Below are 20,150 nucleotides of genomic sequence, written 5' to 3'. Positions count from 1 at the left end.
TCATGGATACAACTGTTGATGCATTAAAGAATCTGTATGTTGCGCTTGGTGGCACTGCTGATGATGTTGCGAACATCACACTGATTCCGGATATGATCAATGCTGTTGCTACACAGGCAACAGCTGCACTTGCAGCTAAAGCTGATAAGTCTTGATAAACGTGAAAGAAGGTAAATTATTATGATCAATACTGATAGAATCGTTCCGATTACAAAAGAAGATCTGATCAGCATGTATGGGCTGATTCTTCTGCAGGCATCTGCCAACAGTGGCATGACTGCACTGCAGGCTGATAATGTTGAAGGTGATTTTTCTTGTGGCACAGGCATTCATCTTGCTGCAGAACCTGTTAAAACCTGTGATTTCACAGGCGCATCTGGCACACTGTACTTTGTTCCTGCATTTGACTATGTGGGATTCACAAAGAGTGGTGCAGCAGTGACTGTTGCTGACAATGATGTTGTGGTAGATCCGGATGGACATACACTTTATAAGGCTGTTCTTTCTTCTGGTACTGTAACGATCACAAAAGCAGGTTTTTAATTAAGAGGTGGCAATTATGGCAGATGTTTTTGACATGCTTTCTTCAGTGAAAAATGCGCTGAACATCACTGGTACATATCAGGATGCAGCATTGCAGATGTACATTGATGAAGTGAATGAATACATGCTTGCTGCAGGTGTTCCTGCTTCAATGATAGGCACAAAAACAACTGCAGGAACTGTTGCCCGTGGTGTTTCGGATCTTTGGAGTTATGGCACAGGTTCAGGCAAGCTTTCTGAATACTTCTGTGAAAGGGTAATTCAGCTTTCATCTGGTGGTGGTTTGCATGGCTAAAAAGAACTATAATCCTGCAGAACCATTTGTAGTACCAATGAAATTGCTTGTGCCTGTGACCACAACAGCATATGGTGCAGGAAAGAAAAGCTTTTCTGCACCAGAAACCAGTGATCTGATCTATGGATCTTTTAGAACTTTTGGTGGCACTGAAAACTTCAAAGATGATGTCTACACGATCATCAATACAGGAATCATTGATACATGGTACAGACCAGATATCAAGGCAGATTGTCAGATTTATCTGTGTGAAACTGGTGAAACATATGACATTATCAATGATCCTGAAGATATTGCTTTCAGGCATCAATATATGCGGTTTAAGGTGCGCAAGGTAGGTGGCAAGGCATAATGGCTAGAATGTCAATAATCTTTGATGGGTTTGCTGAACTTGCTGAACTGGTTGACAAATCAGGTGCGGATCTGAAGGAAGCTGTGAATGAAGCATTGGTGGAATCACAGAAGATTGTGCAGCATAACCTGACTACTGGTGCAGCAGTATATGCTGCAAAAGGCTTGAAGGGTTATGCAACAGGTAACATGTACAGCACAATCATTGGTGATGGTGCTGTTTCATGGTCAGGATCTGTTGCCACTGTCAATGCAGGATTCAAGCTTGATCAGGGTGGTGGATGGCATTCAATTTTCGTCATGTACGGCACACCTAGAATGAGCAAAGATTCAAAAGTATACAATGCGATAAAAGGCACAAGAACAAGAAAAGCGATTGCGAAAAAACAGGAAGAAATAATGGTGAAGCATTTGAAGTTAGGTGGTGCATAATATGGTTGATGTGAAACTGCTGTTGATCAATACGCTTGATGAAGCTTTTCATTATCCTGTGATCCAACAGGGATCACTATCAACTGAAGATGCCTATCCTTCTTCTTTCTTCACGTTTTGGAACAATTCAACCAATGATGATGCCTTTTTTGATAACACTGAAACTGAAACAATTTGGGATTTTGATCTGAACTTTTATTCTGTTGATCCTGTTGCTGTAAATACTGTTTTGCTGCAGGCAAAGCAGCGGTTGAAGGCAGTTGGATTTATTCCAGATGGTTCTGGATATGATGTGCTGTCAGATGAACACACGCACACAGGCAGGGGAATAAATTTACTTTACATCGAAAGGAAGGTAATGCAATATGGCAACTAATGCTGTATATGTAGATGAATTCAGGGGTACTGATCATCTTGTGTATGCTGAAGTGCTTACTGATAATAATGTTGAAGGCGAAGGATACACAACAGGTACTGTTGCTGTGCTTGCGCCTGTTGCAGAAATCAGCAAGACTGTTGAAACTGCATCTGACACAAAGTACTATGACAACAAGCCTGCGCTGACGATCAATGCAGAAGGTGCTGATACCATCACACTTACTGTTCCTGCGCTTCCGCTTGTAACACTTGCTGATATTACTGGCAAGGAATTTGATGCTACTACTGGCGCATTCATGGATGGTCTTGCGACACCTAAATATTTTGCGCTTGGTTACAGGCTGCGCCTGACTGATGGCACTTACAGATATGTATGGCGGTACAAAGGATCTTTTGCTATTCCGGATGAAACTTCACAGACTGAAAATGCAGGAACTGATTCTAATAATCAGTCACTGACATATACCGGAATTCAGACCATGCATACATTCACCAAGACTGGCACAAGCCAGAAAGCACTTGTTGTGGATGAACGTGATGGACTTGCAGATCTTGATGGATTCTTTGATACTGTCACCACATGTGACACGCTTGAAGCAAAGACTGTTGCAGCCGGTGGTACAAGCGGAACTGGCACTACACCGTAATTATTGCTGAAACCGTGGATGTGGAGACAGCACCACTGCAGGGTGTTTCAAGGTTTTTTCGTTTTGCTTGATGTTTTTTCTTTTGGTTTTCCATCTTGTAATCCCTCCTTCCCTTGATTATCCACATCCATTTTTTATTTTGAAAGGGGTACATATCATGAAACTGAATATCTACAAGAATCAGCATGAGATAGAAAAGACATATGAAGTTGATGCATATGATCTGATGTATGGAACAGTTGAGGATATTTTTGAAGTGCTTGATGGAATGGAAAATGTGAAGGATGATAATGAAATTCTGCGTGTGATCCAGAAGAACAGGAAAAAGCTGAATGATCTTCTTATGGATATATTCGGTGGTGAAGGCTTGACTGAACACGAATTGCGCATGGTAAAGATCAAGGAACTTGTGCCATTTTTCATTGAACTGTTCAATTATGTGCTTCATACATTTGATACTGATCCAATAAAAAACTGACACAGGGAAGCGGATCTGATCCTGCTTCCCTGTCTTTATATGAACTGTTTTTTGATTTGGAAGATAACCTGTGTCAAAGATATACTGCTTTATCACCTTTTGATGTGCGCAAAGAAAAGCTTGGTGAAGTGCTTCTGCTTGTCAAGCGGATCAATGAAAAAAGCGCAAGATCACAAGGTGTGAAGCATAATGATCAGGTTGTAAGATATAAAAATGGTGACATTCACATCAGAAGAAAAGCACAAAATGACAATTGGTATTAAAGGCAGGTGATGAAGTATGGCTGATCATGAAAGCACCATGAAATGGAAGGTTGACATATCTGATCTGAAGGCTTCCATGCAGCAGGCAAAAAGATCTATTTCATTAGCCAATGCTGAATTCAAGGCAGCTACATCTGGCATGTCAAATTGGGCATCAAGTGCAAATGGTGTAAAGGCTAAACTTACACAGCTTGATTCAACTTTAAAGAATCAAAAAAGCATTCTTGCGGATCTTGAAAAAGCATATGAAAAAACTGCAAAAGAAATGGGTGAAGAATCTGCAGCAGCAGAAAAACTGCGCATTCAGATTCTGAATCAGAAAAGTGCTATTGCAAAAACTGAATCATCCATTGATAAATATAATAATAAGCTTCAGGACATGGAATCTGAAACCGGAAAGCTGAACAAATCAATCAGCGATAATGAAAAGAAGATTTCAGAACTGAAGAAAGCTTATGCAGATGCTGTTCTGATGTACGGCAAGAATTCACAGGAAGCAAAGGATCTTGCTGCACAGATTGAAGATCTGTCAGGTGAACTGGCACAGAACAAGAACAAACTGAAGGATGCTGAATCTGCAGCTGATCAGTTTGACAGAAGCTTGGATAACCTTGATGACAGCACAAAATCTGTTAGTGATGGATTCACAGTGTTCAAAGGCGCACTTGCTAATCTTGTGTCACAGGGCATCAATAAAGCTATTGATGGTGTGAAGGATCTTGCCAAACAGACATTTGATGTTGGATCTTCTTTTGAAGCAGGTATGTCAAATGTTGCAGCGGTATCTGGTGCTACTGCAGGTGAAATTGATCAACTGACTGCAAAAGCAAAAGAAATGGGTGAAAAAACTGTTTTTTCTGCTACACAGGCATCTGATGCATTCAATTACATGGCAATGGCAGGTTGGAAGACTGAAGATATGCTTGGTGGTATTGAAGGCATCATGAATCTTGCTGCTGCTTCTGGTGCAGATCTTGCCACAACATCTGACATTGTGACTGATGCATTAACAGCAATGGGATACAGTGCTGAAGATGCAGGAAGGCTTGCAGATGTCATGGCTTCTGCTTCATCCAATGCAAATACCAATGTTGAAATGATGGGTCAAACATTTCAGTATGCAGCACCTATTGTTGGTGCGCTTGGCTACAGCATGGAAGATACAGCTGTTGCAATTGGTCTGATGGCTAATGCAGGAATCAAAGGTGAAAAGGCAGGTACTGCATTAAGAAGCATCCTAACAAGGTTATCTGCGCCACCTAAAGAATGTGCAGAAGCTATGAATGAATTAGGACTTTCACTGACTGATTCTGAAGGCAATATGAAGTCACTGGATGCAGTAATGGGTGATCTGCGCAAGGCTTTTGCAGGATTGGATGAAACATCACAAACAGCTTATGCAAAACAGATTGCAGGTCAAGAAGCAATGTCAGGACTTCTTTCTGTTGTTCGTGCAGCACCTGCTGACTATGAGAAGCTGACAAAAGCTGTGAATTCTTCTACTGGTGCTGCTGAAAGAATGGCTAAAACAATGACTGATAATGTCAGTGGTCAGATCACACTTTTGAGATCAAAAGTTGAAGGCATTATGATCAAGGTGTTTCAAAAAGCATCTAAATCTATCAGAAAAGCCATTGATCAGATTTCAAAAGCACTGGATAAAGTTGATTGGAACAGGTTTGCAAAGAATATTGGCAAGGTGGCAGAAGCTGCTGCAGATTTCTTTGAATTTGTAATAAACAATGGTGACAAAATTGTATCAGTGCTTGAAGCAATTGCAGTTGCTTTTGTGACATATAAGGCTGTGTCTACTATTGCATCTGTATCAAAAGCATTCACTGGTCTGTTTAATGGCATTAAAGCAGGTCAGTCAATCATGGTGGCACTGAACACTACTATTGGTTTAACACCTGTTGGAATCATAGCTGCAGCTGCTGCAGCACTGGCAGGACTGGTTGTGCTGTCTGTGAAGCATAAGAAAGCTATGCAGGAACAGATGGAAGCACAGTATGGACTTAATGCAGAACAGCAGGAAGCAGTTGATAATGCAACAGCACTTGCGGATACATACAATCAGCTTGATCAGGCTAGAAATGAATCCATGTCTACTATCAGCAGTGAATATGGATACTTGAAAGGCTTGAAAGATGAATACAACAGCCTGATTGATGAAAATGGCAGGGTTAAAACTGGATATGAAGATAGGGCAAACTTCATTCTTCATCAGCTTGCAGATGCAATGGGTGTTGAGGTTGACAAGATCAAAGAAACCATTGATGCCAATGGTAAGCTTGGTGATTCCATTGATAAGATCATTGAGAAAAAGCAAGCAGAAGCAACACTGGCAGCCAATGAAGAAATGTACAATGAAGCGATCAAAAACAGATCTAGTGCTTTAGATACACTGACTAAAGCACAGAAGGCTGTTGATGAAGCTGAACAGAACTATCAGAAAACCAATAAAGACAGTCAGGAATTCTTCAAAGAATACAATGAACTGATTTCAAGTGGTATGCCGGAAGCTGCACAGGCATATTGGGATGCAAACCATAAGATTGTTGATGCAAATCAGGTTGCAAAGAAATCTTATGAAGAAGCTAAATCACAAGTGGATGATGCTGAACAGGCATGGATTGGTTATAACACCACTATCCAGAACTATGAAGGCTTGTCTGCAGCCATCATCAGTGGTGATGGTAAAAAGATTGAAGAAGCACTGTCAAATCTTCAAAATGGATTCATCACTGCTGAAACTGGCAACAGGGAATCACTTGAAAGACAGGTGAAGAACTATGAAGAAAATCTAGCGAACCTGCAGCAAGCTATTCAAGATGGCACACCTTCTGTTACTAATGAAATGGTCATTCAGGCGCAGAAGATGGTGAATGCAGCTAATAAAGAAATGGACAAGCTGCCACCTAAAGCAAGTGCCACTGGTAAAACTGCAGGCAATAGATTTGCAGGTGGCATTGGATCTAAATCAGGTGATGCGCTGACAAACGCAAGGAAGCTTGCGGATAATGCAGGAACAGGCATCACACCTGCCATCAATAAGCTGTCAACCACTGGATCACAGGCAGGATCTAAATTTGCATCTGGTGTTGATTCCAAAAAAGGTGCTGCAAAGACTGCAGGTCAAACACTTGCAAGCAATGCGGAATCAGGATCTAAACAGCATGATGCATATTCATCAGGATCTAATTTTGGTGAAGGATTCTTCAATGGTATTGGTTCGTGGTTTAGCAGTGTTTGGTCTAGGGCAAAAGCACTTGCAAAGGAAGCATGGAATGGTCTGCGTGCAGGTCAGCAGGAAGGATCACCTTCAAAACTTACCAGAAGATCTGGTGTATTCTTTGGTAAGGGTTATGAATTAGGTATTCATGACATGATGAATCCTGTTGCTGATGCTGCCAGAAGCCTTGCTGAAACAGCTGTATCTGCTGTTTCAAATAATCTTAATGATCAGATGAAGCAGCTTGGTATGGATAGTGGGAAAAGCCTTGCAGATGGCATCAAAGGCAGTATGCCGAATATGTCAGCATCAGTTGCTAATCTGAAAAGCAGTGTGGCATCTGCAAACTCACAGATCAATGGTGTTGGTTCATTTGGTGGATCCGGAACAATTGGTGCGCATGGAAACAGCACACAGAATGTTACATTCAATCAAACCATCAATTCACCTAAACCATTAAGCAGGCTTTCTGTATATCGTGACACCAACAATCTTCTATTTAGTGCAAAAGTGAGGTTGAACAATGTTTGAATTAATTCTTGAAAATGCAAATGGTGATCAGCTTTCTTTTGCGCAGAATTCACCATTTACCATCAGTGAAATTCAGGGGTTGAATCCACCTGATGCCACAATTAACATGTCAGAACTGGCACTGATTGATGGTGCTAAATTCAACAGCGCAAAGCTGAATCTGCGCACCATCAATATTGCATTTGCTATTGAATATGCAGCTGCTGCAAACAGGATTGAAGTGTACAAGGTGCTGAAGTCAAAGCAGTATGTGAAGATGTTTTACAATGGATCATACAGGCATGTGTACATTGAAGGGTACATTGAGTCAATTGATATTACATACTTTGAGATCAAGCAGATTGTAACATGCACAATCCTGTGTCCTTCACCATACTTCAAAGATGCACAGGATGTGGTGGATGAATTGTCAAATATCATGAAGGCATTTCATTTTCCTTTTGCATCAACTGCAGAACCTGAACTGGTATTTGGATACTTCACAGATACACTTGGCATCACCATTGAAAATGATGGTGATGCTGAATGTGGCATGGTCATTCAGTTGTATGCAAGAAATCCAGTTACTAATCCAAAAATATTTGATTACATAACCAATGATTATTTTGGCATCCAGTGTGATCTGCAGCGTGCTGATCTGGTGACGATTGACACAAGGAAAGGTCAGAAATCAGTAACACTTTTGCGTGGTGCAGCAGAAACAAACCTGTTTAACTATATCATGCAGGGGTCAACATGGCTGCAGTTGCCTGTAAATGGTGGTACATACGTTTATGAAGTTGGATCTGGGAACACATCGGATCTGAATATTTCATTCACGCATACAAACCTGTATGAAGGGGTGTGATCATCATGATGATACCAGTGATCATGAACAGGTCTTTTGAAAGACTTGCGGAAATAGATGATTATATATCTTTCATCTGGACAAATAGGTACTATGAAGCAGGTGATTTTGAACTTGTGGTGGTTGCGAATGCTGAAAACATTGCTACCATGCAGAAATGGAACTATATTGTGCGTGACGATGATGAAAACATTGGGATCATTGAAAAGCTGTCTATTGTGCATGAAGATGAAATAGGAAATGTGCTGACTGTTTCCGGAAGATTTCTGGCATCCATTTTAGGCAGAAGGATCATTGCTACACAAACAACTGTGACTGGTGGTGTCAGCAATTGTATCAACAAGCTGATCAATGAAAATGTGATCAATCCATCTGTTGCAGCCAGAAAGATTTCTAACTTCATTTTAGGAACTTATTCATTCAGCAATCTGATGCAGGCACAGTATACTGGTGATAATCTGCTTGAAACCATATCAATGATCTGTCAGACATACGGACTTGGTTTTAAGGTGACTTTGAATGATCAACACAAATTCGTTTTTCAGTTATATAAAGGTGTTGATCATACTTATGATCAACACACAAATCCATATGTTGTTTTCAGTGATGAATTTGATAATCTTATTTCTTCAGAATATGAAGAAAACTGTGAGGAAATGACCACTGCTGTTCTTGTAGCAGGTGAAGGTGAAGGACTGCAGCGGAAAACAATGTGGATCACAAATAATGCAACAGGTCTTGACAGATGCGAACTGTACAAGGATCAAAGGGATCTGCAGTCAAACAATGGTGAAATATCAGATGCTGAATACAATAAGCTGCTTGAAGAAGCAGGAAGGGAACTGCTGACAACATACACTGCAGCATTCACTGGTGAAGTTTATATGGACAATGTAAACTATAAAACAGATCTGAATGTTGGGGATCTGGTTGTTATTGAAAATAAAAAATGGGGCATCTACATGAATACAAGGTTGGTTGAAGTGATTGAATCTGTGTCTGAAACTGGTGAATATACAACTGTACCAACATTTGGTGTGTGAAAGGTGGGTTTTGAATGGCAATTGAAGGTTATTTTTTTAATGCATTAGAAAATGAAGGTGTGTATGACAGAATATATAATGCTGAAGATGTGACTTCTTATCTTGATAAGCTTGTTGGCAATGGTGTCTTTCCGAATCCATCAACACAGCTGCAGGTGCGTGCTTCCAGTGGCATGAATGTAATTGTTGGTGCAGGTTCCGGATGGATCAATGGTCATAAGATGATCAATACATCTGATATGACAGTGACATTGACATCCAGTGATGCTATCTTGAATAGGATTGATGCTGTTATCTTTTATGTTGATTTTGATCAGCGTGAAATGGGTATTTCAGTTAAAACTGGCACATTGGCATCTGTACCTGTTGCGCCTGTTCTGACTAGGAATAATAACAGGTATGAAATGTGCTTGGCACAGATTACTGTAAACAAGCAGATCACTGAAATTACTGCTGCTATGATCAAAGACACAAGGGGTGATAGCAATCTGTGTGGCTATGTGCAGGGATTAATTCAGCAGGTGGACACAAGCACCTTATGGACACAGCAGCAGGAAAAGTTTGATGAATGGTTTGATGGTGTTCAAGGTCAGTTTGAAGCAGGAAAACTGTTCAAAAAGCTTGAAGGCATTCATGTTACCACACAGGAAAATGAAGCAAGCTTTAATGTGCTGAATTATGTTCCTTCTTATTCATTTGCATATGACATTCTGGAAATCTTCATCAATGGTTTCCATCTGAATTCAAATGAATATACACTGTCAAATAATACAGTGACACTGGAAATGCCTATTTCAACTGCAGGTGCAGTGGTGGATTTTGTGGTGTACAAATCAGTTGATCCTGATGCTTAAACAATAAATGCCATATTGAACTATTCGCTAAAGCGAACTGATCAATATGGCATTTAAAAACATAATTATTAAAGCGTGCCTTTAAAGGTGCGCTTTTTTGCTGTTTAAGTGGCTATTTTGCAGTTTTTCTGCAAATCAGATGGTTATATGGTGATTTTTTCTCTTTATATGAAATTCCATTTGATTGTTATTACATCACCATCAATGATGATCCTGTCAATCAGCTGTTCAATGATGAATCTTCTATCCTGCAGATCACCTTTTTCAATCACTTCATCAAATGATTCCACTAACTTCAGCACTTCCGGTTCAGTGATCCGCTTGCTGCTTTCCTGCAGCCTTTCCAATTCTCTTTTCAGCTTGGTGCGCTGTTCATTCAGTGGTGTGGTCTTTTCATCTAATTCATGCATGTCATACTTTCCTAATCCGTACAGATCCATAAATCTTGAAATCTGACTGTTGATTGATTTGATTTGCTTTTCAATGGCATGGATCTGCTGTACATCATCATTCTTTTCAGATTCCTTTTTCACCTGTTTGATGTATTCCGGATCAATGGCAAACTTCCTGATCTCATTGAAAATGATTTCATCAAATTCATGTACACGATATGATTTGTTTTTGCAGTTTGGATCTTTGATCATGCTTCTGATCTTCTTGTGTCTTGAATGGCAAGTGTAATTCTGATGGAATCCATATTCTTTGCATCCGGTCTGATACTTGCTGTATTTTGCACCACATCTTCCGCAATAGATCAAACCACCAAAATTAGTGGTGATTGATTTTGTGCCTGTTTTATATCCTGCTTCATGAAACTTGCGTTTGTTTTCATCCAGTATGGCTTGTGCTTTTTCATATGTTTCTTCATCAATGATGGCATCATGTAATCCTTCAATCCATTCATCTTTATATCGCATGTATCCGCAATATGTTTTGTTGCGCAGAATGTATCTGGATGTTCTTCTGTCAAATCTGCCTTCATGGAAGGTGTGTCCTTTAGCAATCATTTCTTTTTCGATGGAATACAATGTTTTTCCTTCTGTGAACAAATCAAATAATTCTTTTACTATCATGGATTCATATTCATTTACAACAAGCTTTTCAAGCGCAGGTTCATAATCATAACCATATGGTACTTGTGCGCCTCCTCTCCATTTACCTTCTTTTATTCTGGCATACATTCCCATTGACATTCTTTCTGAAATCATTTCCCTTTCAAGCTGCGCAAATGCTGCAAGGATGCCAAGAAACAATCTTCCTTGCGGTGTGGATGTGTCAAGTTTTTCAGTCATGGATTCAAAGTCAGTGTTATTTGGCAAAAACACATCTTCAATCAATTCAAGTGTGTCCTTCTGTGATCTGGACAAGCGGTCAAGTTTATACACAAGTACTTTGTCAATCTTGCCTGCCTTCAGATCTGCTATCATTTGCTGCAGTGCAGGTCTGTCAGTGTTTGCGCCTGAATGTCCTGCATCTACATATACATTCACGATGATCCAGTCATGCGCTTCAGAGAACTTGCGCAGTCTGTCAGACTGTTCACCAATTGAATATCCTTCTTTAGCCTGTTCCTGTGTGGATACACGCACATATATAGCCACTCTAGTTTTCTTCATTTCACATCATCCTTTTTCTTTTGTATTTCAATAAGAAGATCCAGACCATCAACAATTGACATGATAATGTCCGGATGCAGTGGAATTCCATCCAATGTTGGATTTTTAGCAGATAACAGTTTTTGCTTGGCATATTGGAATATATCTTCAATGGCTGTTGAATCTGCTTTTTCCACTGGCACAATGTTTCCTTTAGCCAATTCATCAGTGCTGATTCCTAAAGCACTGCAGATCTTAATGATATTGGTTACTGAAGAATTTTCAATTCCTCTTTTGAAAATGCTTGACATTGTGCCATATGGCATCCCTATTGACTGGGTAAATTCAAGCACAGATCTGTGTTTTGTCAATATGAACTGCTTCAGCTTTTCTTCAGTTGTCATTGCTTTTTTCCTTCCTTTCATTATCGTTCAAAATTATTGTAAAACAAACATAATGATATTGCAACAATTTTTGTTGAAAAATCATCAATAATTGATTCAATATCATTAATTAATATGTGAAGTTTTCACGAAAATGACGAAATTGCAATAATGGTGGTTTATTTTGCTTCATTTTCAGCTATAATGTTATTGAAATTGAATTAACTGGAAATCAAAATAAGTCAATTTCAATAATGACAGAAAGGGGAATGACTATGTATCCAAATTTGAAAGCTGAAATGGCAAGGCACAATGTCAATGTAACAGTGTTGGCTGAAAGAACTGGATTAGCTTACAGCACACTTGCACCTAAACTGCGTGGAACAGGTACTTTCACCATGAAAGAAGCTGTGCTGATCAGGGATGCAATCAACAAAGATCTTATGCTAGATTATTTGTTTTCTGTACAGCCATTGGAAGCGGTGAAGTGATGGTTACTATCAAACACATTTTGAAGGATGGCACACAGATTGATGACATTGCAGGAAAAGTGATCAAGGCAGATCAGTTTCCAGTGCTGTATGAAGCAATCAACAGGATCAACAAGGCAGGTGATGCTAATGAAACTATATCCACATCAGACTGAAGGATTGGAAGCGGTCAAGGATCTTGATCATGTTGCATTCTATTGGGATATGGGATTAGGGAAGACATATGCAGGATCTGAAAAGATGATGCAGCTTGGCGCAAAAGTAAATCTGGTGGTGTGTCAGAAGTCAAAGATTCAAGACTGGTATGACCATTTCAAAGAGAATTACACACAGTGTGTTGTTCAGGATTTGACAAATGAAAAGGATTTGAATTTGTTTCTGTCAAGAATTGAACATGGTTTTCTTTCAAAGTGTTTTCACATTGGCATCATCAACTATGACTTGATCTGGCGCAGAAAAGAACTGCTGAAGCTGAAGGATTTCACACTGCTTCTGGATGAATCATCACTGATTCAGACGGAAACTGCAAAAAGATCAAAATTCATCCTAAAGATGCAGCCAAAAAATGTGATCCTGCTTTCAGGAACACCAACTGGTGGCAAGTATGAAAAGCTATGGTCACAGATGCACCTGCTAGGATGGAACATCAGCAAGCAGCTGTACTGGAAGCAGTTTGTGAAGGTTGAATATCTTGATACTGTGGGCAGATCTATTCCAATAGTGACTGGATATAAAAATGTTGACAGGCTGAAGCGGAAAATGAACCAATATGGATGCCAGTTTTTGAAAACAGATGAAGTGTTTGATCTTCCGGATCAGGTATTTCAGAAGATGCGGATTCCTGCATCAAAAGAATACAGAATATTCAAAAAAGATAGGGTTGTGGAGATGGGGAATGGAACATTGGTTGGTGACACTACATTGACAAAGATGCTTTACGAACGGATGTTATGCGGTCACTTTTCAGAAGCAAAGCTGAAAGCATTTGCTGATTTGGTGGAAAGCACTGATGATAGGTTGGTTGTATTTTATAACTTCACTGCAGAATTGGAGTCTATGATTCAAGTGGTGCAGAAAAACTGTGAAAGATCACTTTCATTTGTGAATGGATCTGATAAAGATTTGACAGCTTATGAAAACTATGATGATTCTATCACTTTTGTTCAGTATCAGGCAGGTGCAATGGGATTGAATCTGCAGAAGGCAAACAAGATGATCTTCTTCAGCCTTCCACTGTCATCTGAACTGTATGAACAGTCAAAGAAGCGGATCCACAGGATCGGTCAGAACAGACCATGCTTTTATTATCAATTGATTGTCAAAGGATCTATAGAAGAAAAGATCCTGAAGACATTGGAAATGCGCAAAGACTACACTGAAAAACTATTTGAAAAGGATGATGAACAATGAACACAAATTTTGAAACAGCAGTAACAACGCCAGATGAAAAAGCCATTGAAATGGAAAGGCAAGATCTGGTGATGCAGTTGGAAAGAATGCACAATGAAATTAACCATTTGAATGGTGAGTTATCACACATCAAATCTGATAATGAAGCACTCAAAGAAGCTGTTGTGCGTATGTCACTGAAGATGGTTGGTGTTACAAATTGACACAGCTTGAAATATGGGCATTTATCGCTCAAAGCTGCTTGAACTTTATCTTTATTTATCTGATTCAGGGAAGCGGACAACAGAAAACTGTGACAGATATGAAAACGGATCTGCGCACAACAAAAGAAGATCTGATGGCTGAAATGAAGGAAATCAGAACATTTTTAGAGGGAAAGGAACAACAATGAAAAACAAGATTTTATGGACAATCACAGGCATCGACATCATTTCAATGATCATCATGGCTTGTGCAGTGGATTCTGAAACATGGATTCCAACAATCATCATGTGTGTAAATCTGGCATGGCTGCTGCCTTTTGTGATTGTGAATCGTGATTATTTTGAAGGTGCAAGTGATGGCTGCTGAAAAAGATTTTGAAAACAAGGTGAAGAAATATCTGAAGGATCATGGCGCATGGGTGTTAAAAACATGGTCAAATGGTGTGCAGCGACAAGGAATACCTGATTTGCTTGTGTGCATGAATGGATATTTCATTGCTATTGAACTGAAAGCGGAAAACGGACATCCAACAAAGCTTCAGGAATGGAATGTGCAGCAGATCCGCAATGCAGGTGGTGTTGCTTTTGTACTGTATCCGCATCAGTGGAATCAATTTCAAAACATGATCCATCTTCTGGAACATGATAAATCATGGCGGTGGATGCAATTGTCATTTGATGAAAGGGGTTAAACAATGTCAAGTGTGATTTGTTTTATTGTTGGATGCATTTTTGGTGGCATTCTTGGTGTTGCCACTATGTGTTTACTGATGATCAATCATCTGGATGAAAGAAGGGATGAAGATGAACATTTATGATCTGACAGCTGAATTTTTGCAGCTGCAGGAACTGCTTGAAGATCCTGATGTGGAATCAGATGAAATCAAAGCTGCAATGGATGATCTGAATATTGAGATTGAAAAGAAGGCTGATGGCTATGCAAAAGTGATCCGGAATATGGAAGGTGATCTTGCAGCAGTGAAGGCAGAACAGGAAAAGCTTTCAGCAAAAAAGAACCTGCTTGAATCTGGAATCAGACGATTGAAGGAAGATCTGCAGGCAGCAATGACTGCAACAGGAAAACGGAAATTCAAAACAGATCTGTTCAGCTTCAACATTCAGCGCAATGGCGGTGCAGATCCGGTGGTGGTTGATGTACCAACTGAAGAACTGCCAGATGATCTGGTGATTGTTACTGAAAAGCCTGATCTGAAAGCTATTGCAGCATATATCAAGAACACTGGTGATATTACATTTGCACATCTTGGTGAACGTGGTGAAAGCTTGCGGATCAAATAGAAAAGGATGATGAAACTTGTTGATTGGCATCATTGTATGCGTGATTGGAATTGTACTTGTTTATCTGACAAGAGAAAAAAAAGGAGTGAAGAAACATGGCAAACATTGTTTTAGTAATCGGTGATTCCGGAACAGGAAAATCTGCAAGCTTGCGGAACTTCAAACCGGATGAAGTATTGGTGATCAACTGTGCAGGCAAGCCACTGCCTTTCAAGAACCACTTTGAGCAGCTAACACCTGCTTTTGAAAAGCTGACAAAGGATGTGCAGAAGGCACTTGCCACCACTGAAAAGAAAGTGGTTGTGGTGGATGATGCGCAATACATCATGTCATTCCAGTACATGCGCAGGATCAAAGAAAACGGATGGGATAAGTGGAATGACATTCAGGGTGATTTTTTCAACATCATTCAGGATGCAAAGAAGCTGCCAAAAGATGTGGTGGTGTACTTCCTGTCACATCTGCAGCGTGATGATGCAGGACATGAGAAAGTCAAAACGATGGGTAAGATGCTTGATGAAAAGATCACCATTGAAGGCTTGTTTACCATCGTACTGAAAACTGCTGTGACTGATGGTCAGTATTACTTCCTGACACAGAACAGTGGATTGGACACAGTGAAGTCACCAATTGGCATGTTTGATACATATGCGATTGATAATGATCTGAAGTATGTGGACACCAAGATCAGAAACTATTATGAAATCGGTAATTATGCATCTGATGAAGAAGTCAAGGCACTTGATGCTGAAGTGGCACATCCGGAAGTAGAAAAGCCTGATACCAAAAAGCGCAGAAGGAAAGAAAGAGATGGCAAAAAGGAAGAAGAAAAGCCTGCAGAAGCACCTGCTGAAGAAAAGAAGGAAGAAACAGAAAGCACAGGAACAGAAGAACCAGTGAAGCAGCGCAGAAGGAAAGCACGCACAGAAGGCGCAGAAAGCCTTGAAACGGCAATGAATGTTCCGGATGGTGAAATACCTGCTGATGAACCTAAAAAGCGCAGAAGAAGGCGCACAAAGCCTGTAATGGGCAATCCGTTTGAAGATATTCCAGATGATATTCCGGATGATGCAGTGCCTTTTAATTAAATAGAAGAAAGTGAGGATTAAACAATGGCAACTAGAGATGATGAAAGAATTATGAAGAAGATGGATGCAGCAATGGCTGAAGAACATGAAAAAGCAATGATCAAAAGGGCAATTGAAGCAATCAAAAGATGTGTAGAAAACCATGACATGCGGACTGTACTTGTATTGGTTGAACTGTGCAAGTACATTGCAGGTGATGATTTTCAGGTGTGGATTGATACAGAAAGTGAGGATAAATAATCATGGCAATTGATTTTGAAAAGTGGAATGAACAGTTTGGTGGTGAAGAAGCAGTGAAGGCACTGCATGATGCAGAACAGAATGGTGGCGGTGATTTCACTGAACTGCCTGATGGTGAATACCTGTGCAAGCTTGAAAAGCTTGAACTTGGTGAATCAAAGAAAGGTCAGCCAATGATCAAAGGTATGTTCCGGATCACTGAAGGTGAACACAAGAAGCAGTGCCTGTTCTATAATCAGGTGTTCTGCAGAAATGCTGCAGGCAATGCTTTTTCCATCAAGAAAGGTTTGGACTTCCTGCGCAGCCTGCAGATCTTTGATGATGCTGAAGTTGATTTTGATGGCAACTATGCAAAGTTTAATGATCTTCTGCTTGACATGGCTGAAGAAGCTGAAGATGCAGGCTTGAAGTTTGGTATCTATAAAGCCAAAGATGGTGAGTACACAAGGCTTGAAGTTGTTGAATGGTATGACTAAGAACAAAACTGAACAGCCTGCTGAAACAATGCAGGCTGTTCTGCAGTGCAGCAGATGCGGTTCTGAAAATGTGTGTATTTGGGATTCCAGAAAACTGCATGGATCACAGATCAGGCGCAGGAAGTGCAAAGACTGCAACATGCGGTGGACAACAATTGAAGTTGATTATTATCAATGGCTGCATGAGATAGAAAGCAGGTGATGAAGATACTTAAACTTTTAAGCTTATTCAGCGGTATTGGTGCATTTGAAAAAGCACTTGAAAATATAGGTGAACCATTTGAAGTTGTGCGTTATTGCGAAATAGACAAGTACGCAAGCAAGGCATATTCTTTGATCCACAATCTTGATGAAAACATGAATCTGAAAGATGTTACAACAATAGATTCATCTGAATTACCAAATGACATTGACATCATCACATATGGTTTTCCGTGTTAGGATATTTCATCAAGCGGTAAAATGAAAGGTTTTACAGATGAAAATGGTGATCTTACAAGGTCCGGACTGTTTTTTGAAGCATTGCGGATCATTGAAGAAACAAAGCCAAGAATTGCGATTGCGGAAAATGTAAAGGCACTTACAAGCAAAAAATTTACTGCTGAATTCAAGATTGTTTTGGATAGCTTGAATGATGCAGGCTACAAGAATTATTGGGCTGTACTTAATTCAAAAGATTATGGTATACCACAAAATCGTGAACGTGTTTTTATAATTTCTATTCGTGATGATATAGATCATGGCTTTCATTTTCCTGCAAAGTATGAACTGAAGCTGCGCTTGCGTGATCTGTTAGAAGAAACAGTGGATGAAAAATATTTTTTAAGTGATAAAGCACTTGAATATATTTTGTCAACAGGAACAAAGAATTTTTATTACAAACCGGAAATCGATCTTGAAATAGCAAGACCATTGACATCTACAATGCACAAGTCACACAGGGCAAGCCAAGATAATTATGTTAGTGATTCTTTTGTGAAAGATGGAATCAAAACACATATACCAATCAAAGAAGCCACTAAAAAAGGATATAAAGAAGCACATGATGGTGATTATGTCAATCTTCAATTTCCAAACAGCAAAACAAGGCGCGGAAGGGTTGGTGATCAGATAGCAAACACGCTTCTGTGCAATGATGAAAATGGTGTTGTTTGTGGATTGCGGATCAGAAAGCTGACACCAAAAGAATGCTTCAGGCTGATGGGATTTGATGATAAAGATTGTGATGTTCTTGTTGCAAACAGAATCAGCAATACACAGCTTTATAAGATGGCAGGTAACAGCATAGTTGTTGATGTTCTGGAAGAAATATTTGTGGAACTGCTGAATCAATATGATGATGCGTTTCCATTAGAAGGTACTGACAATGCTTAATTTTTACGATTTTGAAGTATTTAAATATGATTGGCTTGTGGTGGTCATCAATCCAATTGAAAAGACTACTGCAAAGATTGCAAATGGTAAAGACAAGCTTGCTGCATATCACAAGGATCATAAAGATCAGATCTGGATTGGTTACAACAGCAGGAACTATGACCAGTACATCTTGAAATCCATCCTGCTTGGTTTTGATCCAAAAGAAGTGAATGATTGGATCATTCAAGATGGCAATAAAGGATGGGAATACTCTTCTATTCTGAATCAGATTCAGCTGTACAATTATGACTGCCAGAACAAATTCAACAGCCTGAAGCAGCTTGAAGGATTCATGGGAAACAGCGTGCAGGAAACTTCAGTGCCATTTGACATTGACCGGAAACTGACAGATGAAGAAATTGAACTGACATTCAAATACTGTCAGTACGATGTGGAACAAACAATGGAAGTGTTCATGCAGAAAAAGGCTGATTTTGATGCGCACATGGCATTGATCAAGGCTTTCAATCTTCCACTGAAGAATATCAGCCGGACACAGGCACAGCTTTCTGCAATGGCACTTGGCTGTTCAAAGCAGGATCATTTTGATGAATGGGATCTGAAGTTTGTTGACACATTGCGGATCACCAAATACCAGTATGTTATGTCATGGTTTCTTGATCAGAAGCAGGTGAAGGATTACAAAAACTTTTTTGAAACAAATGTGTGTGGTGTTCTGCATGTGTTTGGTTGGGGTGGCTTGCATGGTGCGCCTGATAAACCGATTCACAGAAAAGGACTGCTGCTGCATGTGGATGTAACATCATTCTATCCTTCAATCATGATCCGGTATGATATGCTGTCACGCAATGTGCGTGATAAAGCTGTGTACAAAAAGATTTATGATACAAGGGTTGCGCTGAAAGCTGCAGGAAAGAAAGCGGAACAAGCACCATACAAGATCATTCTGAATGCCACTTATGGCATCTGCAAAGATCCAACATCTTCTGCATATGATCCTAGACAGGCAAACAATGTTTGTGTGAATGGTCAGCTGCTGCTTTTGGATCTGCTTGAACATCTGGAAGGACACTGTGAACTGATCCAGTCAAACACAGATGGCTTGATCATTCAGATTCCAGATACTGATGAAGCTTTTGATATGGTGGATGATATTTGTTATGAATGGGAATCCAGAACAGGCATGAAGCTTGGTTTTGATGTGATCACAGAGATTTGGCAGAAAGATGTGAACAATTACATCTTCAAGTTTGCGGATGGCAAAGTTGAAAGAAAAGGTGCATATGTCAAGCCACTGAATGATCTGGATAATGATCTTCCAATTGTGAATAAAGCATTGGTTGATTTCATGGTTAATGGTGTTCCGGTTGAAAAGACCATTGATGACTGCACTGATCTGAAGGACTTTCAGAAAATCGTGAAGCTGTCAAGCAAATACAAATATGCTTGGCATAATGGCAGCAAGCTGAATGAAAAAACATTCAGGGTATTTGCAAGCAAGAATCCTTTTAATGGCTATATAGGCAAGCAGAAGGATGATGGCATGACCATTGAAAAATTTGCAAACACACCTGAACACTGTTTCATTGTGAATGAAAATGTGAATGGTGCAAAAGCACCAGATGATTTAGACAGATCTTATTATATCGACATGGCATATAAGAGATTAAAACAGTTTGGATTTGTGAGGTGAT

29 protein-coding genes and 1 pseudogene are annotated in these 20,150 nt (G+C 39.8%); 28 read left to right on the top strand and 2 right to left on the bottom strand.

The annotated features are described in order from the left end of the window. The first annotated feature begins 2 nt into the window (after positions 1–2). The 13 genes from Q0409_RS05145 to Q0409_RS05085 all read left to right on the top strand — a co-directional run bounded on the left by Q0409_RS05145 (position 3) and on the right by Q0409_RS05085 (position 9,894). Positions 3–155 (top strand): hypothetical protein, encoded by a 153-nt coding sequence (locus Q0409_RS05145; RefSeq protein ID WP_298535782.1) that lies wholly within the window; start codon positions 3–5, stop codon positions 153–155. Between the two features lie 25 nt (positions 156–180). Next, positions 181–543 (top strand): hypothetical protein, encoded by a 363-nt coding sequence (locus Q0409_RS05140; RefSeq protein ID WP_298535780.1) that lies wholly within the window; start codon positions 181–183, stop codon positions 541–543. Positions 544–559: 16 nt separating this feature from the next. After that, positions 560–838 carry a phage head-tail connector protein gene (locus Q0409_RS05135; protein ID WP_298535779.1) on the top strand — a complete coding sequence of 93 codons (279 nt, stop codon included), beginning with the start codon at positions 560–562 and terminating at the stop codon, positions 836–838. Then, positions 831–1,190, top strand: a complete 360-nt coding sequence (locus Q0409_RS05130; protein WP_298535777.1) for a hypothetical protein — start codon at positions 831–833, stop codon at positions 1,188–1,190. The genes Q0409_RS05135 and Q0409_RS05130 overlap by 8 nt, the downstream gene beginning before the upstream one ends. After that, on the top strand, positions 1,190–1,621 hold the full coding sequence (locus tag Q0409_RS05125) for a hypothetical protein (RefSeq protein ID WP_298535775.1): 432 nt from the start codon (positions 1,190–1,192) through the stop codon (positions 1,619–1,621). The genes Q0409_RS05130 and Q0409_RS05125 overlap by 1 nt, the downstream gene beginning before the upstream one ends. Then, the gene (locus tag Q0409_RS05120) at positions 1,611–1,997 is read left to right on the top strand and encodes a hypothetical protein (RefSeq protein WP_298535773.1); all 387 of its coding nucleotides are present in this window, start codon (positions 1,611–1,613) and stop codon (positions 1,995–1,997) included. The genes Q0409_RS05125 and Q0409_RS05120 overlap by 11 nt, the downstream gene beginning before the upstream one ends. Then, positions 1,987–2,646 (top strand): major tail protein, encoded by a 660-nt coding sequence (locus tag Q0409_RS05115; RefSeq protein WP_298535771.1) that lies wholly within the window; start codon positions 1,987–1,989, stop codon positions 2,644–2,646. The genes Q0409_RS05120 and Q0409_RS05115 overlap by 11 nt, the downstream gene beginning before the upstream one ends. A 157-nt stretch (positions 2,647–2,803) precedes the next feature. Then, positions 2,804–3,124, top strand: coding sequence for a hypothetical protein (locus tag Q0409_RS05110; RefSeq protein WP_298535769.1), 321 nt, complete (start codon positions 2,804–2,806; stop codon positions 3,122–3,124). Positions 3,125–3,180: 56 nt separating this feature from the next. After that, entirely contained in the window at positions 3,181–3,387 is a 207-nt protein-coding gene (locus Q0409_RS05105; RefSeq protein WP_298535767.1) for a hypothetical protein, read from the top strand. A 16-nt stretch (positions 3,388–3,403) separates the two neighbouring features. Beyond that, positions 3,404–7,150 carry a phage tail tape measure protein gene (locus tag Q0409_RS05100; protein WP_298535766.1) on the top strand — a complete coding sequence of 1,249 codons (3,747 nt, stop codon included), beginning with the start codon at positions 3,404–3,406 and terminating at the stop codon, positions 7,148–7,150. After that, entirely contained in the window at positions 7,143–7,997 is an 855-nt protein-coding gene (locus Q0409_RS05095) for a phage distal tail protein (protein WP_298535764.1), read from the top strand. The genes Q0409_RS05100 and Q0409_RS05095 overlap by 8 nt, the downstream gene beginning before the upstream one ends. Before the next feature lie 5 nt (positions 7,998–8,002). Next, complete coding sequence (locus tag Q0409_RS05090) at positions 8,003–9,040, top strand: siphovirus ReqiPepy6 Gp37-like family protein (RefSeq protein WP_298535762.1); 1,038 nt, start codon at positions 8,003–8,005, stop codon at positions 9,038–9,040. Between the two features lie 14 nt (positions 9,041–9,054). Next, on the top strand, positions 9,055–9,894 hold the full coding sequence (locus tag Q0409_RS05085) for a hypothetical protein (RefSeq protein WP_298535760.1): 840 nt from the start codon (positions 9,055–9,057) through the stop codon (positions 9,892–9,894). A 164-nt stretch (positions 9,895–10,058) separates the two neighbouring features. Here the strand turns inward: Q0409_RS05085 and Q0409_RS05080 are convergent, their stop codons facing one another. Beyond that, on the bottom strand, positions 10,059–11,510 hold the full coding sequence (locus Q0409_RS05080; protein ID WP_298535758.1) for a recombinase family protein: 1,452 nt from the start codon (positions 11,508–11,510) through the stop codon (positions 10,059–10,061). Continuing rightward, positions 11,507–11,914 carry a helix-turn-helix transcriptional regulator gene (locus tag Q0409_RS05075; RefSeq protein ID WP_298535756.1) on the bottom strand — a complete coding sequence of 136 codons (408 nt, stop codon included), beginning with the start codon at positions 11,912–11,914 and terminating at the stop codon, positions 11,507–11,509. The genes Q0409_RS05080 and Q0409_RS05075 overlap by 4 nt, the downstream gene beginning before the upstream one ends. 233 nt (positions 11,915–12,147) lie before the next feature. Between Q0409_RS05075 and Q0409_RS05070 the strand changes: the two genes are divergently transcribed. The 15 genes and pseudogenes from Q0409_RS05070 to Q0409_RS05000 all read left to right on the top strand — a co-directional run bounded on the left by Q0409_RS05070 (position 12,148) and on the right by Q0409_RS05000 (position 20,149). Then, positions 12,148–12,363: a hypothetical protein gene (locus tag Q0409_RS05070; protein WP_298535754.1), complete on the top strand. Its 216-nt coding sequence runs from the start codon at positions 12,148–12,150 to the stop codon at positions 12,361–12,363. After that, positions 12,363–12,518, top strand: coding sequence for a hypothetical protein (locus tag Q0409_RS05065; protein ID WP_298535752.1), 156 nt, complete (start codon positions 12,363–12,365; stop codon positions 12,516–12,518). The genes Q0409_RS05070 and Q0409_RS05065 overlap by 1 nt, the downstream gene beginning before the upstream one ends. Further along, positions 12,493–13,773 carry a DEAD/DEAH box helicase gene (locus tag Q0409_RS05060; RefSeq protein WP_298535750.1) on the top strand — a complete coding sequence of 427 codons (1,281 nt, stop codon included), beginning with the start codon at positions 12,493–12,495 and terminating at the stop codon, positions 13,771–13,773. Before Q0409_RS05065 ends, Q0409_RS05060 begins: the two co-directional genes overlap by 26 nt. Positions 13,774–13,850: 77 nt before the next feature. Continuing rightward, positions 13,851–13,976: a hypothetical protein gene (locus Q0409_RS05055; RefSeq protein ID WP_298535748.1), complete on the top strand. Its 126-nt coding sequence runs from the start codon at positions 13,851–13,853 to the stop codon at positions 13,974–13,976. Continuing rightward, complete coding sequence (locus Q0409_RS05050; RefSeq protein ID WP_298535747.1) at positions 13,973–14,164, top strand: hypothetical protein; 192 nt, start codon at positions 13,973–13,975, stop codon at positions 14,162–14,164. Before Q0409_RS05055 ends, Q0409_RS05050 begins: the two co-directional genes overlap by 4 nt. Then, on the top strand, positions 14,161–14,343 hold the full coding sequence (locus tag Q0409_RS05045; RefSeq protein WP_298535745.1) for a hypothetical protein: 183 nt from the start codon (positions 14,161–14,163) through the stop codon (positions 14,341–14,343). The genes Q0409_RS05050 and Q0409_RS05045 overlap by 4 nt, the downstream gene beginning before the upstream one ends. Continuing rightward, a complete protein-coding gene (locus Q0409_RS10385; protein ID WP_366940072.1) occupies positions 14,333–14,668 on the top strand; it encodes a VRR-NUC domain-containing protein in 336 nt (111 codons plus the stop codon). Before Q0409_RS05045 ends, Q0409_RS10385 begins: the two co-directional genes overlap by 11 nt. 3 nt (positions 14,669–14,671) lie before the next feature. Then, positions 14,672–14,794, top strand: coding sequence for a hypothetical protein (locus tag Q0409_RS05035; RefSeq protein WP_298535741.1), 123 nt, complete (start codon positions 14,672–14,674; stop codon positions 14,792–14,794). Beyond that, complete coding sequence (locus Q0409_RS05030; RefSeq protein WP_298535739.1) at positions 14,781–15,275, top strand: siphovirus Gp157 family protein; 495 nt, start codon at positions 14,781–14,783, stop codon at positions 15,273–15,275. The genes Q0409_RS05035 and Q0409_RS05030 overlap by 14 nt, the downstream gene beginning before the upstream one ends. 95 nt (positions 15,276–15,370) lie before the next feature. Beyond that, positions 15,371–16,363: an AAA family ATPase gene (locus Q0409_RS05025; RefSeq protein WP_298535737.1), complete on the top strand. Its 993-nt coding sequence runs from the start codon at positions 15,371–15,373 to the stop codon at positions 16,361–16,363. 24 nt (positions 16,364–16,387) lie between these two features. Further along, positions 16,388–16,603 (top strand): hypothetical protein, encoded by a 216-nt coding sequence (locus Q0409_RS05020; RefSeq protein ID WP_298535736.1) that lies wholly within the window; start codon positions 16,388–16,390, stop codon positions 16,601–16,603. 2 nt (positions 16,604–16,605) lie between these two features. Then, positions 16,606–17,079, top strand: coding sequence for a DUF669 domain-containing protein (locus Q0409_RS05015; protein ID WP_298535734.1), 474 nt, complete (start codon positions 16,606–16,608; stop codon positions 17,077–17,079). Beyond that, positions 17,072–17,281 (top strand): hypothetical protein, encoded by a 210-nt coding sequence (locus Q0409_RS05010; protein ID WP_298535732.1) that lies wholly within the window; start codon positions 17,072–17,074, stop codon positions 17,279–17,281. The genes Q0409_RS05015 and Q0409_RS05010 overlap by 8 nt, the downstream gene beginning before the upstream one ends. Continuing rightward, a pseudogene (locus Q0409_RS05005) lies at positions 17,281–18,453 on the top strand (DNA cytosine methyltransferase). The gene Q0409_RS05010 and the pseudogene Q0409_RS05005 overlap by 1 nt, the downstream one beginning before the upstream one ends. Further along, a complete protein-coding gene (locus tag Q0409_RS05000; RefSeq protein WP_298535730.1) occupies positions 18,446–20,149 on the top strand; it encodes a hypothetical protein in 1,704 nt (567 codons plus the stop codon). The pseudogene Q0409_RS05005 and the gene Q0409_RS05000 overlap by 8 nt, the downstream one beginning before the upstream one ends. Position 20,150 lies beyond the last annotated feature (1 nt).

Source organism: uncultured Methanobrevibacter sp., from assembly GCF_937898925.1.
Lineage (GTDB): Archaea > Methanobacteriota > Methanobacteria > Methanobacteriales > Methanobacteriaceae > Methanobrevibacter.
This window is presented reverse-complemented; position numbering and strand designations above follow the sequence as displayed.